This window comes from Pseudomonas sessilinigenes (assembly GCF_003850565.1).
Taxonomy (GTDB): domain Bacteria; phylum Pseudomonadota; class Gammaproteobacteria; order Pseudomonadales; family Pseudomonadaceae; genus Aquipseudomonas; species Aquipseudomonas sessilinigenes.
In genome coordinates this window covers 2,355,752-2,374,715 of record NZ_CP027706.1, presented here as the reverse complement: position 1 = coordinate 2,374,715, position 18,964 = coordinate 2,355,752, and the positions used below count along the sequence as shown (strand labels likewise).

The following is an 18,964-nucleotide window of genomic DNA, read 5'->3' as shown; positions in this document are numbered from 1 at the left end:
ATCATATTTAGTTGCATGACTATAAACTAATTTGCCAAATCCAGACAAGACAGCTAAAAGTCATGCCTCATCGAGCCAGGACCTCTCCATGGAACCGCCACAGAAAACCCCGGCGCGCGGGCGCCCGCGCACCATCACCCGGGAACGGATCGCCGATGCCGGCATCGGCATCGGCTTGTCGAACATCACTTTCGTCGGCGTCGCCGCCGCCCTGGGCGTCAGCCATATGGCGCTGTACAAGCACATCGCGGGACTCGATGCGCTCAAGAGCCTGATCGCCGAGGAGCTGTTCCAGCGCTGGCAGATCCCCCGGGTCAATGCCGAGCAGCGCACCAGCCTCAAGGACTACCTGATCCTGTTCGCCACCTCGGCACGGGAGTTCGTCAAGGCGCATCCGGGGTTGACGCCCTATATGATCCGCCGGCTGGCAGCGACCCAGCCGATGCTGGACAAGATCCACGAGCACCAGTTGCATATCGCCCAGGCCTACGACATCGACCCGCTGCAGGCCCGCTGGTTACTGGCCACGGTGGCGTTCCACTGCTTCGCCGTGGCCGATACGGTCTATGCAGTGTCAGGCCAAGAGCCGGAACTGGAGGCTGATCGCCTGGCAGAAGTGGCGGAGATGGAGGCCGAGCTGATCCAGGGCATGCACGCGCTGATCGTCGGCGCCCTGGTCCTGCTCGAGGAAGGCCTGATTCCAGGTTCCTGAGCCAACTGCCCGGCCGCCCAGCGGCCTACCGGAACAAGGACCGGAACATGCTATTTCACGATTTCGCGCTAGGGCACATCGAAGTGCAGGTACAGGGCCGCGCCCACGACCTGCACAACTTCTACCAGGCCGAGCATATCCAGTACGACATCACGAGCCGCACCCTGGCCCTGCACTTTCGCCGGTGGCCAGAACCCTGGGTGCCTCCCGAGGAGCCCGAGGCGATCGACCTGCTCTTCAGCGGCGTGAGCTACTTCTCGGCCGATGGCCGTGATTGCGCCTGGGGCCCGGAGGACGATCGTTGCCTGCACGCCATCGGCGTGGTGCCGCAGGATGCCGCCACCAGTGAGTTCTACCTCAGCGACGACTTCCCCACCGATCACCACCTGGTGATCGAGTTCCAGTCGGGGCTGATCCTGCGCCTGCAGGCCGAAGAGGCGCGGTGCAGCCTGCGACCCTGACGATCCGGGTTGCACGACACTCCTGTACCCGCTACAAATCCAGCCATCGAACCTGCAAACACAAAGGAGCTGTGCATGTCCGAACAACTGAAATCACTGTTTCTCTCGAGCCAGGATTTTTTCAGGGCGAACCCGGGAAAGGCCACGGCGACTTTCTCGGTGACCAGCAGCGGCGACGGTGCGCTGCATCGCCAGGTGAAAATCCGCGAGTTCATCCTGGATATCGATGAACCGCAAAACCTGGGGGGAACGAACAAGGGGCCCAACCCCGTGGAGATGGCCCTCGCCTCCCTGGCGACCTGCCAGGAAATCAGTTATCACCTCCATGCGGCCGCCCTCGGGATACCGCTCAAGGAAGTCAGCGTCACCCTTGAAGGAACACTCGATCTGAGGGGGTTCTTCGCGGTCGATGATGAAACCCGCCCCGGCTTCACCGGCATACGCGGGACGGTCAAGTTCGATAGCACGGCGAGTAGAGAGGAGCTCATGGCCCTCAAGGAAAGCGTTGACCACTCTTGCCCGGTCATGGACCTGTTCCGGAACCGGACGCCCGTTGAAATCGCCTTCTAGCCCCCGCGTCGAGTGAGCGGCTCCGGCTCGTTCACCCTCCCAAGGAGCGCATCGGCCCACGCCGACGCGCTCCTTGCCCGTCCTTAGAACTTCGTCTGCATCCCCACCCGCAGCGTGCGCCCCGGCGCGGGCATGAAGCTTTGCGCCAGCGGGTCGAGGTAGTAGCGATCGGTGAGGTTCTGCAATGAGACATTGAAACTGGTGTGATCCTGCAACTGATAGTTGAGGAACAGATCCACCAGGGCCACTTCCCGGTAGTTCAACTGCGGGGTGGTGGCGCCGGTCTGCCAGGGCTTGTCGGCGGTGACCGTCGGCCCCGAGGTATAGGTGATGCGGGTACCGAGGGTCAGGCTCTGGTCGAAGAAGCGCAAGCCGGTGGTCAGGTTACCGGCGATCCGCGGTGGGTTCTGGGTGTTGGTGTAGGAACCCATGAAGCTGCCCGGGGTGCAGTTCGGGGTATCGGCGGTTGGCTGGTAGCGGTTGCTGGTGGCCCGCATCGTAGCGGCGAATTGCGAGTCGCAGGTTTCGGTCTTCAGGTAGTAGGTGGACGACAGGTCGGCGAACACCCGACCGGCGTCGTAGCGGGTCTGCAGCTCCAGGCCGCTGGTCTTGAAGCTGTCGGTGTTGCTGAAGCGCATCAGGCCCCACAGGCCCGGGCTCGGATCGTAGTAGCGGGTGATGTAGTTCTTGATGGTGTTGTTGAAGTAGGCGACCTTGATCGCGGCCGAGTCGCCATCCACCAGCAGGTCCTTGCGCAGGGTGCTGGCGCCGATTTCCCAGTTGCTCGAGCGCTCGGGCTTGAGGTTCTTGCCCGGCATGGTCTGCAGCACTCCCTGGCTGGTCTCGAACAGCGACGGCATGCGCATGCCCTGGGTGTAGGAGGCATAGACGAAGGTATCGGGCGCCACTTCCAGGTTGACTCCGAAGGCCGGAGCGAAGGCGCTGCCACTGTTGCGGTCCTTGCCGGAGTAATCGTAGCCGGTGACCACCTCCCCCACCTGGGCACCATAGACGCTGGTGCTGGTGGCGCCATACTGGTTGTAGGGCGTGCCTTCGAATGGGAAGTTGGTATTGGTGAACACCGTACCGTTGTTCAACCGCGGGTCGGTGGCATCGGTGTACTGGCCGCTCTGGTCGGGGAACCACATCAGGTAGCCGTAGTTGCCGGGCTTGGAAACCATCACGTACTTGTGCTCGAGCTCCTCGCGGCGGGCACTGGCCTGGGGAATTTCGTCCTTGGTGCGGTAGTAGGTGTAGCGTCCGCCACCCCACAGGGTAAGGCTGTCCACAGGCTTGTATTCCAGCTTGCCGTTGAGGCTGAACTCCTGCCGCGAACCTTCGCGCAACATGCGGTTGGCATTGATGTCGTGCTGGGTGGTGGCTACGCCTTTCTGTGGCTTGAGGTCCTCGATCTGGAACGAACCGCCCAGGTCCAGCTTCAAGTCGCCGTAGTCGGTCTTGAACCGTGAGCTGTTGTTCAAGTCGCCACCGATGCGCTGGTCGGCCTGGCGGCTCCAGCTACGGTCCGAGCGATAGGCCTGGGAGGCCGGCGCTGCCACCGAAGTCAGCTGGCTGGTCTGTGCATCGGTCATCCACACGTTGGCGGTCAGGTCCACCAATGGGTTGTTATCGGGCAGGTAGTTGTAGCGCGCGGTATAGGTGTCGATCTTGGTCTGGCCCAACGGATACTGGTAGATGCCGCCGGTGCCGAAACGGAAGATGTCCGAAGGCATGATTTCGCCAATGCGCCCGTCGTAGCGGCGATAGCCCAGCTCGAAGGTGTGGCCGTCCGCCGGGCGCAGGGTGGTCTTGAGCAGGAACGACTCGGTCCGTGACGAGGAGTTGAGCACCTCCTCGCCGGCGTTGTAGGTCTTGGCCACGCTGCTCTCCTCATCGCCATAGCGGTTGTACACGCGGTAGCGGTCCTGGCCCTTCTTGCCGGCGAAGTAGTTGCCCTGGTTGCGCTTGGCATAAGCGGCCACTACGTCGAACAGGTCATGACGATAGGCGAACGCGGCGCTGCCGGCTTCCGCTTCCGAACCGAACAGGCCACCACGGCTCTGATGCGGCTCGGAGTACAGGTCCTGGGTCCTGGAATGGCCGTCCCGCGAGGCGGGGGCGACGCCGTTGTTCCACAGGTCGCCCTTCAAGCGCAGGCCGACATCCTTACCCTCGCGCAGGATGTCGTCGACGCCGATGGTACGCATTTTCACCGTGCCGCCGATGGCGCTGGAGGTCAGGCTCGGGCCCTTGTCGATGCTGACGTCGCTGATCAGGTCGGGATCGATGTAGCTGCGCTGCTGGGTGCCGGCGTAGCCGCGATAGACATCCAGTGCCTGCTGCGAACCGTCCACCGTCACCGCCACCCGGCTCTGGCCCTGGATGCCGCGGATGTTCACGTCCAGGCCGCCGCCGTTGCGGCTGTCGCCTACTTGCACGCCAGGCTGGCCCTTGAGCATGTCGCCCACCGAGACCACACCGAAGCGCTGCAGGTCTTCGCTGGAGATGTACACCGACGAGCGCGGCGCCCGGTAGACCTCTTCCTGGTTCGGGTCTTCACCCTTGACCTTCTGCACCGGCAAGGCCACCGACTCCTGGCGCAGGCGCAGGGCGTAGCCGCCGCCGGGCTGGTGCTGAAAGCCCAGGCCGGTACCTTGCAACAGCTGGTTCAAGCCGTTCTCGGCCGTGAACTCTCCATGCAGGCCTTGGCTGCTCTTGCCTGCGGTGAGCAAGGCGTTGCCGGCCATGCTGATCCCGGCCTGGGCTCCGAAGCGCGCCAGGACCTCATCCAGCGGTCCCGCATCGATCTGGTACTGGCGCTCGCCGACGGCGAACGCCAGCTCGCTGCCCAGTGGCTGCAAGCTGAGAAAAAGCAGGGCAAGAGTGCGGGTGCGCAAGGCACGGGCGGGGAATGTCATGCAAGGCTCCTAGGGGGTTGGCACCCACCTGTCCCGGTGGGTAATACCTGGAGGCCCCGCCAGCTCGGCAAAAACTGCGCAGGAGAAGAAAAATATTTTCAGGCGGGCACCAGGGTCACCCAGTAGCGGGTCCGGCGCTCGATACGCACGGGCAGCGTGCGGACCAGCAGCGCCAGGGCCGCATCGGTGTCGTCCAACTGGAAACTGCCGGTCACCCGCAAGGCCGCCACCGCTTCGCTGCACCGCAGGATGCCCGGGCGATAGCGCGACAACTCGGCCAGCAATTGGTCCAGGCGCATGCGTTCGGCCGGCAGGATGCCTCGCAGCCAGGCCTGGGCCAGCGACGGATCGACCGGGCTCGGCACCCCGACGCCACGGCTGTCGACCCGCGCCCGCCAGCCAGCCTCCAGGCTGAGGAAGGCCGGGCGCTGCCGAGCCTCGACCTGCACCTGCCCGCGCAACACCGTGACCTGGGTCCCCAGGGAATCATGGCGTACCAGCAGATGGGCACCATGGCCATGGAGCAACGCATCGGCAGTCAACAGTCGCAGGGCCGGAGCCTGCGCACGCACATCCAGCGCCAGTTCGCCCTCGATCAGTTGCACGTTGCGTCGCTGCGAATCGAACTGCAGGTCGACCGCACTGGCGGTGTTCAGCCACAGCGCACTGCCATCGGCCAGGGTCCAACGCCGCCGTTCGCCAATACCTGTGCGGTAGGTGGCCAGGGCCGAGCGCACCAGGGTCGAATCCGCCCCCTGCCAGGACACCCCGCCCAGCAACCCGAAAGCCAGCAGGCACTTGAGCAGTTGCCGGCGCCGCCGAGGATCGGTTCCAGCGGCCTCCAGGGTCCGCCGGGCCGTCGCATCGGCCAACAGCCCCACGCCCGGTTGCAACAACAATGGCAGGCTGCTGACCCGCTGCCAGGCCTGTTCATGTTCGGCACTCGCCTGCCGCCATCGCTCCAGGGCCTGTTGCTCGCCAACGCTCATCAGCCCGGACTGCGAGCGCACCAGCCAGTCGATGGCGCTGTCGCGCACCCGTGGATCGAGCGCCATGCCACTCATTCGAAACGGCTCGCGTAGCAGACTCTGAAGGCCTTGCCCATGGCTCGCTGCACCTGGGCCACGCTCAGGTTCAACTGCGCAGCGATCTGCGGGTAGGTCAGGCCGTCGAGCTGGGACAGGAAGAAAATCTGCCGCACCTGCATCGACAACCCCACCAGCAGCGAATCCAGCTCCAGCAGGGTCTCGATCATCAGGTGCCGCTCCTCCGGCGATGGTTCCTCGGCCACCGGTCGCGCCGCCAGGGCTTCCAGGTAAGCGCGCTCGATCGCCTGGCGCCGCCAGCGGTTGATCAACAGGCCGTTGGCGATGGTGGCGAGAAATGCCATGGGCTGGCGCAACTCATGCACGTCTTCCTTGGAGCGCAGCACGCGAATGAAGGTGTCGTGGGCCAGGTCCTCGGCATCGGCACTGTGCCCCAGGCGCCGGTGCAGCCAGCCACGCAGCCAGCCATGATGGTTCACATACAACTGGGCGACGGGCGAGGCAGTGCTGTTGTCGTGCATGGGAGATTCGCATTAATGATAATGCTTCTCATTTTATTATTTGCCGGCGAGGATTGTACAGGCCGCAAAGCCCACAATTGCAGCAAGGCGACTGGCCTGCCCCACAGCCCGGGCAACCGGGACCAGGCGGCAAGAGCAACCTGCCGGCCGATCTGGCCCGCGCGGCGAATCAGGAGCTTTGTCGATCGATGTCGCGACGCAGGACGACCGCCGTGGTGATGTCCTCGACGGATTCGTGAGTGGCCACGGCGTCCCGGACGCGGTTCAGGTCATCGATGGTCCGCGCCTCGATCTCGATCACCAGATCGAGTTGCCCGCTGACCGAGGAGACGCGGCGTACCTGCGAGTGTTGCGCCAGGACGTCGAGCAAGCCCATGGCCGGCGTGCGCTTGAGGCTCACCAGCAGGATGGCGCGAATCACATGGGCATCGATTTCACCGATATCGGCCCGGTAGCCCCTGATCACGCCGCTGCGCTCAAGGTTGATGACCCGCTCGCTGGTGGCGCTTCTCGAAAGGCCGATTCTCGCGGCCAGGGCCTTCAGGGCGATCCGCGCTTCTTTAGACAGGATCTCGAGTATTTCTCGATCTTTCACATCCAGGTCGCGCATTGGAACTTCCCCCGTTTTCCACCGATTTTGTGCCGGTCGATTCCGACAATATGCAGGCCGGGGCCGACCGCATACCTACTGCCCGCCCAGGCCGCGCATGCCAAGCTAACCGAAAAAAATAACTTGGAAAACCGCCGCCATGACCGATCTTCGCCACCCCGCCCCGCCGTTCTCCACCAGCGCTGCCGAAAAACTGGCCGAGCAGCTTTTCAATGTCATCGGCACGGCCACCCCCCTGGACAGCGAGCGCGATTGCAATTTTCGATTGAAGACCGAAACCGATGCAGGATGGATCCTGAAGGTCGTCAACGCGGCCGAACCGAGAATCGAGAGCGAACTGCAAACGGCCCTCCTCAGCCACCTTGCCAGCCACGGTCCCGGGCTGGCCGTGCCGGTGCTCAAGAAGAGCCTGGCAGGTCAATTCCTCGCCTCTGCGGTGGCGCCCTGCGGCGAAACCCATGTGGTGCGCCTGGTCAGTTGGTTGCACGGCACCCCACTGGCCGAAGCCAAGCGCACAGCCGGGCTGATGCGCAACCTGGGCCGGTCGTTCGGCGATCTGGACCGTGCGCTCCAGGGGTTCATCCACCCGGGCGCGGTGCGGGACCTGGACTGGGACCTGCGTCACGCCGCTCGCTCCAGGTCACGCCTGCACTTCGTCAAGGACCCTGGGAAAAGGGCCATCCTGGAGCGTTTCATCGATGCCTTCGAAAGCACGGTGCAACCGGCACTTTCGCGGTTGCGCGCGCAGGTCATTCACAATGATGGCAATGACTGGAACATCCTCGTCGCCCCGCAGAATCAGCAGGAGGTCTCGGGCATCATCGACTTTGGCGATGCCCTGCATACCGTGCTGATTGCCGAAGTCGCCATCACCTGCGCCTACTCCATTCTCGACATGGAAGACCCGATCGGCGCAGCCGCCGCCCTCACCGCCGGTTTCCATGAGCGCTACCCTCTGCAACCGCAAGAGCTGGACGTGCTGTTCAATCTGATCGCCATGCGCCTGGTCATCAGCGTCACCTTGTCGGCATCGCGGCAGGAACAGACCCAGGACAATCCCTACCTGGCGATCAGCGAAGCACCGGCCTGGCGCCTGCTGGAAAGGATGGATCGGATGAACCCGCGACTGGCGACGGCGATCCTGCGCAAAGCCTGTGGCTATGACGCCATGGAAGGCGCTGGAGCGGTGCGCCGCTGGATCCAGGAAAACCGCAGGCTCTTCGCGGATATCGTCCAGCCCGCGGCGGCCACCCTGCACAAGGTCATCGTTCCGTTCGCCGATGCCTCCCACGAGATGACGATCGCCTCGGCCGCCCAGCGTCCGGCGGAGGCGACCCAGTGGTGGAATGAGTTCTCTGCCCAGCACAAGGTCCCGCTCGGCATCGGGCCCTGGGGCGAAGAACGGACCATCTACACCGACCCGGCCTTCGTCTCGCGATTCATCGAAGGACAGCGCCGGATCATCCACCTGGGGGTCGACTTGATCATGCCCGCCGGAACGCCGCTGTACACCCCGGTGGCCGGCGTGGTGCGCAGTGTCGAGGTCGAACATGAACCACTGGGTTATGGCGGCTTGATCATGCTCGAACACTCGCCACCAGACTGCCCGCCCTTCCTCACCCTGTGGGGCCACCTGGCCCACGAAGCCCTGGCCCGCCTGAAACCCGGGGACCGCCTGGAGGCCGGCGCACTGGTGGGACACATGGGAGCGGACACGGAAAACGGTGGCTGGCTGCCCCATCTGCATTTGCAGATGTCCACCGACACCCAACTGCAAGCCAGCGAGTTCATCGGTGTTGGCGAGCGGGCCTATCTGGAGGTGTGGGCCGACCTGTTCCCCGACGCCTCGACCCTGGCCGGCATTCCCCCGGAAACCTACAGCCAGGAGGGAAGGACCAAGGCCGAGATCGTGGCCAAGCGCAAGGAACTGTTGCTGCCCAACCTGTCGATTTCCTACTCGGACCCGATCAAGTTCGTGCGCGGCGACGGCGTCTGGTTGATCGATAACTTCGGCCGGGCCTACCTGGACTGCTTCAACAACGTCTGCCACCTGGGCCACAGCCATCCAGACGTGGTGCAAGCGCTGGCGCGCCAGGCGTCACGCCTGAACACCAACACCCGGTACCTGCACGACACTATCGTGGAGTATGCCCAGCGGCTCACCGCCACCTTGCCTGAAGGGCTGGCGGTCGCCTCCTTCGGTTGCTCGGGCAGCGAGGCCAACAGCCTGATGCTGCGCATGGCGCGCAATCACACCGGGCGCAACGACGCCATCGTGCTGGACTGGGCCTACCACGGGACGACCCAGGAACTGATCGACCTGAGCCCCTACAAGTACAAGCGCAAGGCTGGCAAAGGCCGCGCCGCACACGTGTTCGAGGCGACCGTCCCGGATACTTACCGCGCCGCCGATGACTGGCCGTTCGAGGAGCTGGGCCAGCGTTTCGCGCAAAGCGTGGCCGAGCAAATCGAGAGCATGCGCAAGCAGGGTCGAGCGCCGGCGTTCTTTCTGGCGGAGTCCATTCCCAGTGTCGCCGGACAGCTGTTCTTCCCGGAAAACTATCTGCGCGAAGTCTATGCCATGGTGCGTGCCGCAGGCGGCCTGTGCCTGGCCGACGAAGTCCAGGTCGGTTTTGGCCGGGTGGGCAGCCACTGGTGGGCCTTCGAAACCCAAGGGGTGGTGCCCGATGCGGTCTCCATGGGCAAACCCATCGGCAACGGGCATCCGCTGTCCGCGGTGGTCACCACGCGAGAGCTGGCCGACAGCTTCGACAATGGCATGGAGTACTTCAACACCTTCGCCGGCAGCCCGGTTTCATGTGCGGTAGGGCTCAGCGTCCTGGAGGTGATCGAGCGCGACAACCTGAAACTCAATGCCCTGACGATTGGCAACTACCTGCTCGATGGCTTTGGCAAGTTGCAGCAGCGCTACGAGGCCATTGGCGATGTGCGCGGGCTGGGGCTGTTCCTGGGCATAGAGCTGGTCACGGACCGCAAGAGCAAAGCCCCCGCCACGGAGCTGGCCAGGAAGGTCGCCGATGGCGCTCGCGAGCGCGGCATCCTGATCGGCACGGAAGGCCCCTACGACAACGTGCTGAAAATGCGCCCATCGATGATCTTCAGCCAGAAGAACGCCGACTTCCTGCTCGAGGTCCTGGACGAGAGCTTCAAGGCGGCGCTGCAATAGCAGGCTGGCACTGCGGCCGACATAGTGCCGGCCAACTCCGGCAATGTGTCCGGCAGGCGGACACATTGCCTGGTGATTTCCGGGGTGCCCTATGCAAAGCTTTTTCCGTGGCCTGGGTGAAGAGCCCAACAACAATAAATAATAATTCTTCAAAGGTGCCATCCAATGCTGACCAGAACGCTCAAAGGCCTGCTTGCTGCATCCACCATGGCCGCCGCAGCACTGCTCTGTTCCACTGCCGCCCAGGCCGATGACCTGAAGTCGATCCAGGAAGCCAAAGAGATTCGCATCGCCATGAGCGGTCAATACTCTCCTTTCAGCTTCGCCAACGAGCAGAACCAGATCGTCGGTTTCGATGCCTCCATCAGCGAGGCCCTGGCTGAACGGCTGGGGGTGAAGGTAACCATTATCACCACGCCATTCGACGGGATCATTGCCGGGCTGCTGGCCAAGAAATACGACGCCATCATCGCCTCCATGACCATTACCCCGGAGCGTTTGAAGGCCGTGGATTTCGCCGGCCCCTACTACCACGCCGGGCGCACGATCGTGGTCAAGGATGACTCGCCGATCCACAGCCTGGACCAGCTCAAGGATGTGACGGTCGGCGTCACGCTGGGCGACGCCCACGACAAATGGGCCCGAGCCCGCGGCAACCTGAAGGTGAAGACCTACAAGGGCCTTCCCGAGATGCTGGTCGACCTGGAGGCCGGGCGGATCGATGCCATCGTGATGGACAGCGTCCCGGTGCTGGTGGCCGTCAAGGAAACCGGGCAGAAAGTACGCATCATCACGCCCCCGGACAGCGATGGCGGCATCGAAGGCATGGGCATCGCGCTGCGCAAGAACAACCCCGAGCTCAAGGCGGCGCTGCAGAAGGCGCTGGACAACATGCTCGCCGACGGCAGCTACGAAAAGATCTCGATGCAGTGGATCGGCAAGGACATTCGCTGACGCCCTTGTCACCTGGCTCGACCCGGCGTCGAGCCCGTCCACCTGACTTTTCCGAGCCTTCCCATGGACCTGACTCTCATACAGCGTACGCTGCCGTTCTTTCTCGAGGCCGCATGGACCACGGTGCAAGTGTCGCTGCTGGCACTGGTGCTGGGCTTGCTGGTTTCCATCGTCCTGGTGGCGGCGCGCCTGTGCAGCAGCTTCATCCTGCGCTGCCTGGCCAGGCTCTACATCAGTGTGTTTCGCGGCACGCCCTGCCTGGTGCAGTTGTTCCTCATCTACTTTGGCGGCCCACAGATCGGCCTGGAGCTGGAGCCGTTCTCGGCCGGGGTCCTCGGCCTGGGCCTGAACATCGCGGCCTACATGGCCGAGTCCATTCGTGGCGCTATCGCCAACGTCGATCCCGGGCAGGTCGAAGCCGCTCGCTCCATTGGTTTCAGCAAGGGCCAGACCCTCTGGCTGATCACCCTGCCGCAAACGGCAAAGCTGATGATCCGGCCCCTGGGCGTGAATGCCGTGGCATTGATCAAGGGCTCGGCACTGGTGTCGACGATCTCCGTGGTCGAGCTGTCCTATACCGCGCAGCGATTCATCAGCTCGACCTATAAACCCTTCGAGATCTTCATGGTATCGGCGGTGCTTTACATCGTGATGGTCTATGCGGTGAGGCTGCTGGTCGACCACCTCGATCAGCGCTTCGCGGCCAAGTGAGATTTTTCCATGCCAAGCCTCGACCTGAGTATCGTGACACCTTATTCCGAACTGCTGGCGACCGGACTGTGGTGGACGGTCGTCCTGTTCCTGAGCTCCAGCGCCTTGAGCCTGCTGGCGGGAATCGCCTTCGCCCTGATCGTGCTCTACACCCCAAGGCTGGTATCGCTGCCCATACGCTTCATGACCTGGCTGCTCATGGGCACCCCGCTGCTGCTACAGCTGTACCTCATCTACTACGGCCTGGTGCAAGTGGGGATCGATATCCCGGCATTGATGGCCGGGATCATCGGCCTGAGCCTGCATTTCGCCGTCTACAACGCCGACGTCATTCGTGCCGGCGTACTGTCGGTGGACCCGGGCCAGATCGAAGGCGCGCGCTCCATTGGCCTGAGCCGCAGCCAGACCCAGCGCTACATCACCGTCCCGCAAGCCCTGCGCAGCACCATCGCTCCTTTGGGGAACAACCTGATCGTGCTGCTCAAGGACACGTCCCTGGTGTCCATCATCGGCATTGCCGAACTGGTCTACAGCGCCCAGCGCGCGGTGAGCGAGACCTACAGTCCATTCGAATTCTATCTGGCCGTCGCGGTGATCTATTACGCCGTCAATCTTGTTCTGGAAGCCGGCCTGCACCTTCTTGAAACCCGGGTAGAGATGTCACGATGACCACAGAAAAGCTCATGATCCAAGTCAAGGGGGCACGCAAGGCCTATGGCGCACTGGAAGTCCTCAAGGGCATCGACCTGTCGGTCTCGCGCGGGCAGATCATCGCCATCATCGGTCCCAGCGGCTCCGGTAAAAGCACCCTGCTACGTTCGATCAATCACCTGGAAGTACTTAACGACGGCGAGATCTGGCTGGAAGGCGAGCAGGTCAACCGACCATTGAAAGGCCGAGCCTTCGAGCAGCACATCAATAGCGTGCGCCAGCAGATGGGCATGGTGTTCCAGCACTTCAACCTGTTCCCGCACCTGACCGTGCATGAAAACATCGCCATCGGCCCGATCAAGCTCAAGGGGCTCACCAAGCCGTTGGCTCGCGAGCTGGCCATGGAGTACCTGGAGAAAGTGGGCCTGGCCAACAAGCTCGACGAATACCCCTCGCGCCTGTCCGGCGGGCAGAAACAACGGGTGGCCATCGCCAGGGCGCTGGCCATGCGCCCCAAGGTGATGCTGTTTGACGAAGCGACCTCGGCCCTGGACCCGGAGCTGGTCGAAGAGGTCAACCAGGTGATGAAGCAGCTCGCCGCCGAACACATGACCATGCTGATCGTCACCCATGAAATGCGCTTTGCCGGCGAGGTCGCCGACCGGATCATCTTCATGGACGGTGGCGTGGTGGTCGAGGAAGGAACACCCCGGGAGATCCTGCAGAACCCGACCCATGAACGGACTCGCCTGTTCTTGAAAAAGCACCTGCACGATCGATAGGTCGCCCGATCGCTTCACCGGCAGGCTGAAGACAGCACCTACCAAAGCCTGGATAACCCGCAGGTCCAGCCGATCTAAAAGACCTATCGGGCTCATACCGGGGCCCGCCTGTGTGAAGGATCTTGTGAGGATCTCCCCGGACCGAGTGATCGCAACGCCCTGGCGTGTCTAGCCAACAGTAACGCTGCTAAACTCCCGCACCCGAACCCACCTGCCGATAACCACAGGCCTTGGTCTCTCAATTGAAAGGATGCTTCCATGAACAAGGCGCTCTACAGCCTTTGTGCCGCCACCCTGGCGCTGTCTCTCGACGTGGCCCACGCCGCCTCCGTGGCCGAAGTCTTCACCGGCGACATGCTGGGCACCAACCAGCGCTACTTCGAATCGATCGCCGGAATCCCCCGGGAATCCAACGGTAATGCCCACGTGTTCAAGGTCCAGGGCTGCCAGATCACTGCCACGGTAGAGGGTGGCAAGGTCAGCGCCCTGCGCATGGAGCTGGGCCCCAAATGCCAGGCCGACCTGACCCAGTTCGTCGGCACCTATGCCCCAGCCCCCGGCCAACCCCTGACCCTGGGCGCCTTCGAGGCCTCGTCCGGCGGCGGCCTGAGCTACAGCGCCGACTGCCTGAGCATGTGCGGCAATGCCGCTGACCCGTCGGTCTATGCACACTGGGAAGGTCCCCATGCCGTGGACTTCAAGGAGGTGCTGCTGGAAGTGACGCTGGTCTCGGATGCCGCGATCAACGCCGCCGACCAATGGGCGACCCAGATGCAAAAGGCCGAGGGCGACGACTATGTGATGGAGACGCGCTTCAACTGCGACCAGAAATACACCGCCGCAGCCCAGAAAGCCTTTGAAAAAGTCCAGGTCACCGCGGTCACCATCGGCACCGGCCTCAAGGGCCCCGGCTGCTGAAACGACATGCGGCAACCCAAGCGCGTACGGGGATCCAGTTCAAGCTGATATCATCCGCGCGCTTGTCCCCCAGGTAGAGAAAGATGAATCGTCGCAAGAAAATCAAGCAACTGTTGGACGCCCACGCCAAGAAAGCCAAGGCCAAGCTGGCACCGAAAAACAAGCCCAAGTACATCTGCAAGGCTGATCGCTTGAAGCTGGCCGAAGAGGCCGCCCGCGAGGCCCAGGCTGCTGCCGAGAGCTGAGTGAAATGCCCTGGAGGAGCAGCTCATGCTCAGGGGCACGGATACCGAAGAACGCCCTCGTTCGACGAGAAGCAGTCGCTGGTGATTAGCCACCTTCAACCGAAATTGGCTGTGGGGCACCCTATGCGCCGCAAGCTCTTCCAAAGGCAGGCAATGCTGGCTCCCTTGCGAGTCTGGCTTCAAACGCGCATGGCGGAATCCAGCTTGGGGTGATTGTCTTTATAGTAAAGCTCCGCATCCGCGGCATCTTCCAGAAACCCCCAAACCGACCTTGCAAGTACGCAGGACAACAAGACAACCGTGAAGATCATCCCATATGCCCATAGCAAACCACCGATACCAAACTGCGTTACTGCAGATCCCATGAGCATATAGGAAGCCGAGTTCGCAAGCTGATTGATAACAAGAGTGGCTGCCGTCAATCGGATGCGAACTCCAGGAGGCACTGAAACGGTTCTTTTATCCATCCCGACAAGAGCAATAGATGCACTACTAGCCCCTGCAACAAAGAGGCACAGAGCCAACTGCCAAACCTCTACCGAAAGAGCTGAAGCACTGAGAGAAGCAGTCAGCAGTGCCCAAAGCGCAAGGTACCTATTGCGCTGATGCTTTTTTCCGGCAATAAAAGGACTAAGCCAAAACAGCCCCGCGACAGATCCCCCTGCAAATATAGCGTTGAATAGACCGACACTGCTTTCAGCAAGATCATGTGCATGGATCTGGTTCGGAACCAGCATGGGCAACGTAGCGCTAATGGCCAGGCAGAGTAAGAGACCAGATAGAGTCAAGAACCGTTCCGGCGGAAGAATGAGTTTTAGTTTGATACCTAAAAACATGTCCTGGACGCGCTCGATAGATGATTTTACCCGCGTCATATTTGGCTCCACACCATTGGGCAACATAAGTGCAAAAGCCAGGGCCACCATACCCAGCACTGAGGAAAAAAGCAGGGCAGCTTGCGACGAAATAATGCCAATAGCAGCCCCTGCCAACAACGGCCCGACTACCCGACTGATAGTGACAACAATACGGCGGATGCGAAATGCATACTCTATACGATGCTTCTCTACTGTTTCAGCCGGATATATACCAAAGAGCGACTGGACAACACCAAAGGCTGATACGGCAAAAATATCAATTATCGTTAAAGCCTCGATCGAATATGAAACAGAAACAGAAAAGTAACGAAGGATGCCCGTCAACAGAATTATCGTGCAACCGGCTTTGAGCGCGGTACCTCGCCGCATGCCCTCGACACGGGGGGCTAAAAACAGTATGGAAATGACGGCAGCGACGGCAAGAACTGTTTCATAGGTCGCCAGTTCAAGCAGGCCTCCCCGCTGCACGATGATAAGAGGTACCGTCGCGTTCCAGCAGCCGAGGTATATCCATATCAATGCTTCAAGACAAAGGTATGTTCGGAAAATGTTCAAGCCATATATCCTTTCCCCACATGAGGTCTACAACAGCCATTTTCCGCTGCAGACCTCATGCGCCATGATTATCCCGCTATGAAATGGCTTGACATTGAAACCACAAAAACCAACAGCAGAGTATTAAAATAATTCTCCTTGGTTTTTTATATATCTTGCGTCTTCCATCAATGCCAACTTCGCATATTTGAAATTTCGCGCCACTCTCCAGGCATCGCCAATACTTCAATATTTTTACACCCCCAGAATCTGGCGATGACCAAGAAACATGCGCCCGGAACAACTTATCTCTTGAGAGACCTAAAGCGCCAACGAATCAATTAGACGCTTAGAAAACGTCTACCCGACATATCCAGTAGAAACACCATGAACATATTCAGGATCTTGCAGTTGGCTTGGTGAAACGCAGCGGACTATTGCATGGATCGAGGAAAATCTTCAAGGATCGAAAAATTTCATGCTTATACTCAATATCCATATCGGCCATCCATCTACGATGAACAACCTGAAATGCTATTGCAGCACTGCCCAGGCAAAGGAAAACATCGAGATGGACATAAACACGCAATTAAAAATTTTCCCCTTGAGTAGATTAAGGCCAGATCGCTTCACTCTAAAACTCTAAGATCACCTCCCCTCTGCAAAGTAGCCCAGTGACTCAGGCGTCACTGACGCAAGTCCATCACCAGCTTTGCCGCTGGGCTACCCCGCAACTGTCGGGGTCAACCGGACGGGCCGCCTGATACCCCAACCAGATGCCTTGCTGTTCCGACTTCTGAAGGCTTGGGAACAAGCTTCGCGACGTAAACGAAGGCTCGATCACTCATCGTCCCCGTAGTACTTGACGCCAATGCGGATGATGTCTCGTCCCTGGTCCTTGCGGTGGTGGTTGGTGTCGCGCAGTGAGTAGATGCAACCACAGTACTCTTGCTGGTAGAAACGTTCGCGCTTACTGATTTCGACCATCCGCGCCGAGCCGCCGCCCTTGCGCCAGTTGTAATCCCAATAGGTGATCCCCGGGTACTTTTGCGCGCTGCGGATGCCGCTATCGGTGATTTGCTTCATGTCTTTCCAGCGCGAGATACCCAAGGAACTGGAAATCACACTGAAGTTGTTTTCATAGGCGTAGAGCGCAGTGCGTTCGAAGCGCATGTCGAAGCACATGGTGCAGCGCACGCCACGCTCGGGTTCATGTTCCATGCCTTTGGCGCGTTCGAACCAGCTGTCTTTGTCGTAGTCGGCATCGATGAACGGCACGTTGTGGTCTTCGGCAAAGCGAATGTTTTCGTCCTTGCGCAATAGGTATTCCCGTTCAGGATGAATGTTCGGGTTATAGAAGAAGATGGTGTAGTCGATGCCCGAGGCGGTGATCGCCTCCATCACCTCTCCCGAACAGGGAGCGCAGCAAGAGTGCAACAGCAACTTCTGCGCACCATTGGGAAGGCTCAACTGAGGCCTTTTGAAGTCTGGCATTAGAGGTGTCCTGGATACATTGGCCCAGATGAAAAAACCAGAACACGATGATGTGCTCCGGCAACCTGTGGGCAAACATCGCTAGAGGTATTGAGAGGGCCGCGCGGGTCAATGCTCAAAGCGTGTCATGCGTGGCGATGTTGCAATATTGCCCCTTGAAGTACAGCAATGGCTGCGTGGCGGCAGCTTCTTGCAGGTTCAAGGCCTTTACTTCACCAATCACAATCAAGTGATCGCCTGCAGCGTGTTCGGCATGAATTTCACAATCGAGCCAGTGCAGGCTGCCGGCAATGATGGGGTTGCCCAGCGGTGACTCCTGCCATTGGACTCCACGCCATTTGTCCGTGCCACGGCGAGCGAACTGGTTGGAAATATTGACCTGTTCACCTGAGAGGATATTGACGACGAACCGACCGGCCTGGCGAATTTTTGGGTAGCTGGCCGAGTTGGACATGACGCTGAATGACACCAGCGGCGGACTCATCGATACGCTGTAGAACGACTGGCATGTGAAACCAATCGGCTCGCCATCGATGTGGGAGGTAATTACCGTGATACCGGATGCGTAGTGCCCGAGCGCCTCGCGAAAGCTCAGTGGCTCGATAGCAGTACTGGGGAATGGCATAGCAGGTCCTAAATATTGGGTGCAGCTCAAAAGTGCCAAGGAGGGCTGAAGTGGCTTGCAGCCGCTAAACCTCCCCCTCGAGCACTCCTTCCGGCATTAGCTCAGCCCTAGTTCGAGAGTTCCCTACGGACGATTTCCGCGCCTGCACTCAGAGCATTCAGCTTGCCTCTTGCTACGCCACGAGATAAAGGCGCCATGCCGCAGTTGGTGCAAGGATAGAGCTTGTCAGCATCGACGAATTGCAGTGCTTTTCTCAGGGTATTGGCTACTTCTTCTGGAGTTTCAATAGCGTTGGATGCGACATCGATGGCACCTACCATCACTTTTTTACCGCGAATGAGCTCAATGAGGTCCATTGGCACATGGGAGTTATGGCACTCCAGCGAGACTATATCGATGCTGGATTTCTGCAGCTTGGGGAAGGCTTCTTCATATTGCCGCCACTCTGACCCCAGCGTCTTTTTCCAGTCTGTATTGGCTTTTATGCCATAGCCATAGCAGATATGTACCGCTGTTTCACATTTGAGGCCTTCAATAGCCCGCTCTAATGTGGCAACGCCCCACTCGTTCACCTCGTCGAAGAAGACATTGAACGCAGGCTCGTCGAACTGGATGATATCGACGCCAGCAGCCTCCAGCTCCCTGGCCTCTTGATTGAGGATCTTGGCGAACTCCCAAGCCAGTTTCTCGCGGCTTTTATAGTGGCTGTCATAAAGCGTATCGATCATCGTCATCGGGCCTGGCAGGGCCCACTTTATGGGTTGCTTGGTTTGCTGGCGCAAGAACTTGGCATCTTCGACAAATACGGGTTTTTGGCGAGTGACCGCACCCACGACCGTCGGAACGCTGGCGTCATAGCGATCACGAATCCTGACGGTTTCGCGCTTCTCGAAATCGACACCGTCCAGATGCTCAATAAAGGTGGTGACGAAGTGCTGACGGGTTTGTTCACCATCACTGACGATATCAATGCCTGCCTGCTGCTGCTCTTGCAATGACAGGCGCAAAGCATCGTGCTTACCTTCGGTCAATTCTTCATCTTGTAACTTCCAAGGCGACCAAAGTGTTTCCGGCTGGGCAAGCCAAGACGGTTTTGGCAGGCTGCCAGCGGTTGAGGTAGGTAGCAATTTCTTCACAGTAGATAACC

General features: G+C 60.4%; 18 protein-coding genes. 10 read left to right on the top strand and 8 right to left on the bottom strand.

Translation table 11 applies throughout. The features are described 5' to 3' along the window. Positions 1–88: 88 nt before the first annotated feature. From C4K39_RS11135 to C4K39_RS11125, 3 genes are all read left to right on the top strand, one after another. Positions 89–712 carry a TetR/AcrR family transcriptional regulator gene (locus C4K39_RS11135; RefSeq protein ID WP_124346361.1) on the top strand — a complete coding sequence of 208 codons (624 nt, stop codon included), beginning with the start codon at positions 89–91 and terminating at the stop codon, positions 710–712. Between the two features lie 47 nt (positions 713–759). Beyond that, on the top strand, positions 760–1,173 hold the full coding sequence (locus tag C4K39_RS11130) for a hypothetical protein (RefSeq protein ID WP_124346360.1): 414 nt from the start codon (positions 760–762) through the stop codon (positions 1,171–1,173). A gap of 75 nt (positions 1,174–1,248) precedes the next feature. Beyond that, positions 1,249–1,743, top strand: coding sequence for an OsmC family protein (locus tag C4K39_RS11125; RefSeq protein WP_068588010.1), 495 nt, complete (start codon positions 1,249–1,251; stop codon positions 1,741–1,743). Between the two features lie 83 nt (positions 1,744–1,826). Here C4K39_RS11125 and C4K39_RS11120 read toward each other — a convergent pair whose 3' ends face one another. From C4K39_RS11120 to C4K39_RS11105, 4 genes are all read right to left on the bottom strand, one after another. Further along, entirely contained in the window at positions 1,827–4,661 is a 2,835-nt protein-coding gene (locus C4K39_RS11120; RefSeq protein ID WP_124346359.1) for a TonB-dependent receptor, read from the bottom strand. 98 nt (positions 4,662–4,759) lie between these two features. Continuing rightward, positions 4,760–5,725, bottom strand: coding sequence for a FecR domain-containing protein (locus tag C4K39_RS11115; RefSeq protein ID WP_068588007.1), 966 nt, complete (start codon positions 5,723–5,725; stop codon positions 4,760–4,762). Further along, positions 5,722–6,228 carry a sigma-70 family RNA polymerase sigma factor gene (locus C4K39_RS11110; RefSeq protein WP_124346358.1) on the bottom strand — a complete coding sequence of 169 codons (507 nt, stop codon included), beginning with the start codon at positions 6,226–6,228 and terminating at the stop codon, positions 5,722–5,724. The genes C4K39_RS11115 and C4K39_RS11110 overlap by 4 nt, the downstream gene beginning before the upstream one ends. A 169-nt stretch (positions 6,229–6,397) precedes the next feature. After that, positions 6,398–6,838, bottom strand: a complete 441-nt coding sequence (locus C4K39_RS11105; RefSeq protein WP_068588003.1) for an Lrp/AsnC family transcriptional regulator — start codon at positions 6,836–6,838, stop codon at positions 6,398–6,400. Between the two features lie 139 nt (positions 6,839–6,977). On the opposite strand from C4K39_RS11105, the gene C4K39_RS11100 reads away from it, so the two are divergent. The 7 genes from C4K39_RS11100 to C4K39_RS11070 all read left to right on the top strand — a co-directional run bounded on the left by C4K39_RS11100 (position 6,978) and on the right by C4K39_RS11070 (position 14,286). Next, positions 6,978–10,025: an aminotransferase class III-fold pyridoxal phosphate-dependent enzyme gene (locus C4K39_RS11100; protein WP_124346357.1), complete on the top strand. Its 3,048-nt coding sequence runs from the start codon at positions 6,978–6,980 to the stop codon at positions 10,023–10,025. Positions 10,026–10,190: 165 nt separating this feature from the next. Next, positions 10,191–10,979: an ABC transporter substrate-binding protein gene (locus tag C4K39_RS11095; protein WP_124346356.1), complete on the top strand. Its 789-nt coding sequence runs from the start codon at positions 10,191–10,193 to the stop codon at positions 10,977–10,979. Between the two features lie 63 nt (positions 10,980–11,042). Further along, the gene (locus tag C4K39_RS11090; protein WP_124346355.1) at positions 11,043–11,690 is read left to right on the top strand and encodes an amino acid ABC transporter permease; all 648 of its coding nucleotides are present in this window, start codon (positions 11,043–11,045) and stop codon (positions 11,688–11,690) included. Between the two features lie 9 nt (positions 11,691–11,699). Beyond that, entirely contained in the window at positions 11,700–12,359 is a 660-nt protein-coding gene (locus C4K39_RS11085) for an amino acid ABC transporter permease (protein ID WP_124346354.1), read from the top strand. Between the two features lie 14 nt (positions 12,360–12,373). Beyond that, entirely contained in the window at positions 12,374–13,123 is a 750-nt protein-coding gene (locus C4K39_RS11080; protein ID WP_176719794.1) for an amino acid ABC transporter ATP-binding protein, read from the top strand. Between the two features lie 258 nt (positions 13,124–13,381). Beyond that, positions 13,382–14,041, top strand: coding sequence for a hypothetical protein (locus C4K39_RS11075; protein ID WP_124346353.1), 660 nt, complete (start codon positions 13,382–13,384; stop codon positions 14,039–14,041). Positions 14,042–14,124: 83 nt separating this feature from the next. Beyond that, positions 14,125–14,286: a DUF2986 domain-containing protein gene (locus tag C4K39_RS11070; protein ID WP_068587990.1), complete on the top strand. Its 162-nt coding sequence runs from the start codon at positions 14,125–14,127 to the stop codon at positions 14,284–14,286. Between the two features lie 179 nt (positions 14,287–14,465). Here the strand turns inward: C4K39_RS11070 and C4K39_RS11065 are convergent, their stop codons facing one another. The 4 genes from C4K39_RS11065 to C4K39_RS11050 all read right to left on the bottom strand — a co-directional run bounded on the left by C4K39_RS11065 (position 14,466) and on the right by C4K39_RS11050 (position 18,953). After that, positions 14,466–15,719, bottom strand: a complete 1,254-nt coding sequence (locus tag C4K39_RS11065; protein WP_124346352.1) for an MFS transporter — start codon at positions 15,717–15,719, stop codon at positions 14,466–14,468. Positions 15,720–16,538: 819 nt separating this feature from the next. Further along, on the bottom strand, positions 16,539–17,192 hold the full coding sequence (locus tag C4K39_RS11060; RefSeq protein ID WP_124346351.1) for an epoxyqueuosine reductase QueH: 654 nt from the start codon (positions 17,190–17,192) through the stop codon (positions 16,539–16,541). A gap of 115 nt (positions 17,193–17,307) precedes the next feature. Then, positions 17,308–17,817 (bottom strand): flavin reductase family protein, encoded by a 510-nt coding sequence (locus C4K39_RS11055; RefSeq protein ID WP_124346350.1) that lies wholly within the window; start codon positions 17,815–17,817, stop codon positions 17,308–17,310. Positions 17,818–17,924: 107 nt separating this feature from the next. Continuing rightward, positions 17,925–18,953, bottom strand: coding sequence for a methionine synthase (locus C4K39_RS11050; protein WP_124346349.1), 1,029 nt, complete (start codon positions 18,951–18,953; stop codon positions 17,925–17,927). Positions 18,954–18,964: the final 11 nt, after the last annotated feature.

What these genes read in the sequence shown, in the direction of transcription:
- C4K39_RS11085 (WP_124346354.1), top strand. Translation starts at nt 11,700, where the DNA reads ATGCCAAGCCTCGACCTGAGTATCGTGACACCTTATTCCGAACTGCTG.
- C4K39_RS11100 (WP_124346357.1), top strand. Translation starts at nt 6,978, where the DNA reads ATGACCGATCTTCGCCACCCCGCCCCGCCGTTCTCCACCAGCGCTGCC.
- C4K39_RS11070 (WP_068587990.1), top strand. Translation starts at nt 14,125, where the DNA reads ATGAATCGTCGCAAGAAAATCAAGCAACTGTTGGACGCCCACGCCAAG.
- C4K39_RS11115 (WP_068588007.1), bottom strand. Translation starts at nt 5,725, where the DNA reads ATGAGTGGCATGGCGCTCGATCCACGGGTGCGCGACAGCGCCATCGAC.
- C4K39_RS11060 (WP_124346351.1), bottom strand. Translation starts at nt 17,192, where the DNA reads ATGCCAGACTTCAAAAGGCCTCAGTTGAGCCTTCCCAATGGTGCGCAG.
- C4K39_RS11095 (WP_124346356.1), top strand. Translation starts at nt 10,191, where the DNA reads ATGCTGACCAGAACGCTCAAAGGCCTGCTTGCTGCATCCACCATGGCC.
- C4K39_RS11120 (WP_124346359.1), bottom strand. Translation starts at nt 4,661, where the DNA reads ATGACATTCCCCGCCCGTGCCTTGCGCACCCGCACTCTTGCCCTGCTT.
- C4K39_RS11090 (WP_124346355.1), top strand. Translation starts at nt 11,043, where the DNA reads ATGGACCTGACTCTCATACAGCGTACGCTGCCGTTCTTTCTCGAGGCC.
- C4K39_RS11125 (WP_068588010.1), top strand. Translation starts at nt 1,249, where the DNA reads ATGTCCGAACAACTGAAATCACTGTTTCTCTCGAGCCAGGATTTTTTC.
- C4K39_RS11055 (WP_124346350.1), bottom strand. Translation starts at nt 17,817, where the DNA reads ATGCCATTCCCCAGTACTGCTATCGAGCCACTGAGCTTTCGCGAGGCG.
- C4K39_RS11135 (WP_124346361.1), top strand. Translation starts at nt 89, where the DNA reads ATGGAACCGCCACAGAAAACCCCGGCGCGCGGGCGCCCGCGCACCATC.
- C4K39_RS11075 (WP_124346353.1), top strand. Translation starts at nt 13,382, where the DNA reads ATGAACAAGGCGCTCTACAGCCTTTGTGCCGCCACCCTGGCGCTGTCT.
- C4K39_RS11130 (WP_124346360.1), top strand. Translation starts at nt 760, where the DNA reads ATGCTATTTCACGATTTCGCGCTAGGGCACATCGAAGTGCAGGTACAG.
- C4K39_RS11105 (WP_068588003.1), bottom strand. Translation starts at nt 6,838, where the DNA reads ATGCGCGACCTGGATGTGAAAGATCGAGAAATACTCGAGATCCTGTCT.
- C4K39_RS11080 (WP_176719794.1), top strand. Translation starts at nt 12,374, where the DNA reads ATGATCCAAGTCAAGGGGGCACGCAAGGCCTATGGCGCACTGGAAGTC.
- C4K39_RS11110 (WP_124346358.1), bottom strand. Translation starts at nt 6,228, where the DNA reads ATGCACGACAACAGCACTGCCTCGCCCGTCGCCCAGTTGTATGTGAAC.